The following is a 4680-nucleotide window of genomic DNA, read 5'->3' on the forward strand; positions in this document are numbered from 1 at the left end:
GGCAGGGCTGCCCGGGACCGTTGGCGCCATGGATGGCGCCATCGAGCCCCCATGGAAGGGTTCACGGCGTGTCCCGGGCAGCCCTGCCAACCCGGCCCACGCCATGAAGCCCAACGAGGCAACGCTCTGAACCTTACAGCGCCTCGAAAATGCCCGCTGCGCCCATGCCGGTGCCAATGCACATCGTCACCATGCCGTACTTCTGCTGGCGACGACGCAGGCCGTGCAGCAGGGTCGCGGTACGGATAGCACCGGTGGCACCCAGCGGGTGGCCCAGGGCGATCGCGCCGCCCAGCGGGTTGACCTTGCTCGGGTCCAGGCCGCAATCACGGATCACCGCCAGCGACTGCGCGGCGAAGGCTTCGTTGAGCTCGATCCAGTCCAGCTGGTCCTGGGTCAGGCCGGCCTGCTTCAGCGCCTTCGGAATCGCGGCAATCGGGCCGATGCCCATCACTTCCGGACGCACGCCGGCCACCGAGAAGCTGACGAAACGGGCCAGCGGGGTCAGGCCGTAATCCTTGATCGCCTGCTCCGAGGCGAGCAGCACCGCGCCGGCGCCATCGCTCATCTGCGAGGAGTTGCCGGCGGTAACGGTGCCGCCGAACTGGCCGTTGCGGAACACCGGGCGCAGCTTGGCGAGGCCTTCAGCGGAGGAATCCGGACGCGGGCCTTCGTCGGTGTCGGCCACCTTGTTGCGGGTGATGATGCGCTTGCCGTCGGCCAGGTCAGGCTGGTGCGAGACGATCTCGTACGGGCTGATCTCATCCTTGAACTCGCCGTTCTGGATCGCGGCCATGGCCTTCTGGTGCGAGGCGAGGGCGAAGGCGTCCTGGTCTTCGCGCGAGACCTTCCATTCTTCAGCGACCTTCTCGGCGGTGATGCCCATGCCGTAGGCGATGGCGACGTGGTCGTTGTCGAACACGCTCGGCGCCATCGCGATCTTGTTGCCCATCATCGGCACCATCGACATCGACTCGGTGCCACCGGCCAGCATCAGGTCCGAATTGCCCAGGCGGATCTGGTCGGCGGCCATGGCCACGGCCTGCAGGCCGGAGGAGCAGAAGCGGTTCACGGTCTGCGCGGCGATGGTGTTCGGCAGGCCTGCCAGCAGCACGCCGATGCGGGCGACGTTCATACCCTGCTCGGCTTCGGGCATCGCGCAGCCGATGATCGCGTCATCGATGCGGTTGACGTCCACGCCCGGCGCCTGCGCCACGACGCTGCGCAGCACGTGGGCGAGCATGTCGTCGGGGCGGGTGTTGCGGAACATGCCCTTGGGCGCCTTGCCAACCGGGGTGCGGGTGGCGGCGACGATGTAGGCGTCCTGGATTTGCTTGGTCATTGCAGTGATCTCTCGAATTTTTTAGCCGGAGTGCCGACCAACGGTCGGCACCCACCAAAAGCAGGGAGGGGCAATCAATTACGCAGCGGCTTGCCGGTCTTGAGCATGTGCGCGATGCGGGCCTGGGTCTTTTCCTGCTGGGCCAGTTCGACGAAGTGCTTGCGCTCCAGGGTCAGCAGCCACTCTTCGTCGACCAGGGTGCCGCGGTCGACCTTGCCGCCGCACAGCACGGTGGCGATGCGCTCGGCGATCTCGTAGTCGTACGGGCTGATGAAGCGGCCTTCCAGCATGTTGACCAGCATCATCTTGAAGGTGGCGATGCCGACGTCACCGGCCACCTGGATGCGGCGTGCCGGCAGCGGCGGACGGTAGCCCGCTTCGGCCAGCGCACGCGCTTCGGCCTTGGCGATGTACAGCGCCTCGTAGCTGTTGAACACCACCTTGTCGGTGCTGCGCAGCAGGCCCAGTTCCTGGGCGTTGACCGCCGAGTTGGACACCTTGGCCATTGCCACGGTCTCGAAGGTCTTCTTCAGCTCGGCGAACACGTCACCGCCCGGGCCTGCGGCCTGCGAGGCGCGCACGGCCAGTTCCTTCAGGCCACCACCGGCCGGCAGCAGGCCGACGCCGGCCTCGACCAGGCCGATGTAGCTTTCCAGGAAGGCCACCGTCTTGGCGCTGTGCATCTGGAACTCGCAACCGCCACCCAGGGCCAGGCCACGCACCGCAGCAACCACCGGCACCAGCGAGTACTTGATGCGCTGGCTGGTGCGCTGGAAGTTGTGCACCATTTCCTCGAACTGGTCGACCTTGCCGGCCTGCAGCAGGCCGAGCGCGCCGGCCAGGTCGGCACCGGCGGAGAAGGGCTCCTTCTGCTGCCAGATCACCAGGCCCTGGAAGTCCTTCTCGGCGCGCGTGACGCACTCCTGCAGGCCGTCCAGCACGTGGTCGGACACGGTGTTCATCTTGGTCTTGAAGCTGACCACGGCGATGCCATCACCGTCGTGCCACATGCGCAGGCCGTCGTTCTCGAACACGGTCTCGCCCGGGGCGAACTTTTCGCCCAGCAGCGGATCGGGGAAGCGCTGGCGCTGGTACACCGGCAGCGACGAACGCGGCAGCTTGGCGTTGCGCGACGGGCTGTAGCTGCCCTCGGCGGCGTGCACGCCGTCGCGGCCATCGAATACCCAATCCGGCAGCGGGGCGTTGCTCATGCTCTTGCCGGCGACGATGTCATCGGCGATCCACTGCGCGACCTGCTTCCAGCCGGCGGCCTGCCAGGTTTCGAACGGGCCCAGCGACCAGCCGTAGCCCCAGCGGATGGCCAGGTCGACGTCGCGCGCGGTCTCGGCGATGTCGGCCAGATGGTAGGCGCTGTAGTGGAACAGGTCGCGGAAGGTCGCCCACAGGAACTGCGCCTGCGGGTGCTGGCTCTCGCGCAGCTTGGCGAACTTCTCGGCCGGGTTCTTGATCTTCAGGATTTCGACCACTTCCGGTGCGGCGGCGCGGTCAGCCGGACGGTAGTCCTGCTTTTCCAGGTCCAACACCACGATGTCCTTGCCGACCTTGCGGAAGATGCCGGCGCCGGTCTTCTGGCCCAGGGCGCCCTTGGAAATCAGCGCATCCAGCCACTTCGGCGACTTGAAGAACTCATGCCACGGGTCATTCGGCAGGGTGTCGCCCATGGTCTTGATGACGTGGGCCATGGTGTCCAGGCCGACCACGTCGGAGGTGCGGTAGGTGGCCGACTTCGGGCGGCCGATCAGCGGGCCGGTCAGGCCGTCCACTTCATCAAAGCCCAGGCCGAACTGCTGGGTGTGGTGGATGGTGGACAGGATCGAGAACACGCCGATGCGGTTGCCGATGAAGTTCGGGGTGTCCTTGGCGTACACCACGCCCTTGCCCAGGGTGGTGACCAGGAATGCTTCCAGGCCTTCCAGCACGCTGGCGTCGGTGGTGGTGGCCGGAATCAGCTCGGCCAGGTGCATGTAGCGCGGCGGGTTGAAGAAATGCACGCCGCAGAAGCGGTGGCGCAGCTGTTCCGGCAGCACGTCGGCCAGCTTGTTGATGCCCAGGCCCGAGGTGTTGGAGGCCAGCACCGCGTGGTCAGCCACGAACGGGGCGATCTTCTTGTACAGGTCCTGCTTCCAGTCCATGCGCTCGGCGATGGCCTCGATGATCAGGTCACAGTCCTTCAGCTGCTCAAGCCCGGTCTCGTAGTTGGCCGGGGTGATGGCGTCGGCCAGCGACTTGCTGGCCAGCGGCGCCGGGCTCAGCTTGCCGAGGTTGGCGATCGACTTCAGCACGATGCCATCGGCCGGACCTTCCTTGGCAGGCAGGTCGAACAGCACGGTGTCGACGCCGGCATTGGTGAGGTGGGCGGCGATCTGGGCACCCATGACGCCGGCACCCAGCACGGCGGCGCGGCGGACTAGCAGGGAATTGGACATGGTGTAGGGCCTTTGTTGGTCAGCAGTTACTGGGTGGAATCAATGGAGGCGGGCAGGGCGCTGCCGCTGCGGGCGGCGGCGCGGAATCCGGCCTCGGCGAAATGGATCAGTTCATGCGCGGCATGGGCACGATGCGCCGTTTCGGTGACACCGGCGGGTCGCTTGATCAGCCCGAAATCGGCCATGGCATAGGTCAGCGAGCCGGCCAGGAAATCCAGGCGCCAATAGAGCTCCTCCTTGCTCAGGCCCGGCACGCAGGTGGCGATCGCCTTGCCGAACTCACGCAGCACGTGGCCGTAGTGGTCGGACAGGAACTTGCGCAGGTTGTCGTTCTTTTCGGCGTAGGCGCGGGCGATCACGCGGACGAAGGCGCCGCCGTTCTGGCGGTCCTGGGCCAGCGCCAGGGCCGGCTCGACGAAGGCGGCCAGCACCGGTCGCAGTTCACCGGGGTGTTCGTTGCGGGCGCGCTCGAGCTGGGTCAGGCGGGCGCCGGTCATCTCGTCCATGCGGCGACGGAACACCTCGTTGACCAGGTTTTCCTTGGAGCCGAAGTGGTAGTTCACCGCAGCGATGTTGACGTCGGCCTGGCTGGTGACCTGGCGCAGCGAGGTGCCGGCAAAGCCGTGCTGGGCGAACAGCTCCTCGGCGGCGCCGAGAATCCGGTCCTTGGTCGAGAAGTGGGCGGGCTTGGCCATCGGGCGGGCGGACCTTAATCAAACGATTGTTTGATACTAGAACCAGACGGTAGCGTATGGCATTTTGCAGTGCAGCAAAAACGGCCGGGCCGGTCAGAATCCGCTCAGGTGGGTGAATGGGCGGACCTGAACCTGTAGAGCCGAGCCCATGCTCGGCTGCTCTTCGGCCCAAAGGCCAGCCGAGCATGGGCTCGGC

At 66.5% G+C, this 4680-nt stretch carries 3 protein-coding genes; all 3 read right to left on the reverse strand.

Annotation, left to right across the window (positions count from 1 at the left end; all coding sequences use genetic code 11):
* Window positions 1-133 precede the first annotated feature (133 nt).
* The 3 genes from ACFX4F_RS20585 to ACFX4F_RS20595 all read right to left on the reverse strand — a co-directional run bounded on the left by ACFX4F_RS20585 (window position 134) and on the right by ACFX4F_RS20595 (window position 4484).
* Entirely contained in the window at window positions 134-1342 is a 1209-nt protein-coding gene (locus ACFX4F_RS20585; RefSeq protein ID WP_380658211.1) for an acetyl-CoA C-acyltransferase, read from the reverse strand.
* A 74-nt stretch (window positions 1343-1416) separates the two neighbouring features.
* The gene (locus tag ACFX4F_RS20590; protein WP_380658213.1) at window positions 1417-3789 is read right to left on the reverse strand and encodes a 3-hydroxyacyl-CoA dehydrogenase/enoyl-CoA hydratase family protein; all 2373 of its coding nucleotides are present in this window, start codon (window positions 3787-3789) and stop codon (window positions 1417-1419) included.
* A 26-nt stretch (window positions 3790-3815) separates the two neighbouring features.
* The gene (locus tag ACFX4F_RS20595; protein WP_099821265.1) at window positions 3816-4484 is read right to left on the reverse strand and encodes a TetR/AcrR family transcriptional regulator; all 669 of its coding nucleotides are present in this window, start codon (window positions 4482-4484) and stop codon (window positions 3816-3818) included.
* Between the last annotated feature and the right edge of the window lie 196 nt (window positions 4485-4680).

Origin of the sequence: Stenotrophomonas sp. YIM B13575 (assembly GCF_042787595.1) — a bacterium.
Classification (GTDB): Bacteria; Pseudomonadota; Gammaproteobacteria; order Xanthomonadales; family Xanthomonadaceae; genus Stenotrophomonas; species Stenotrophomonas lactitubi_B.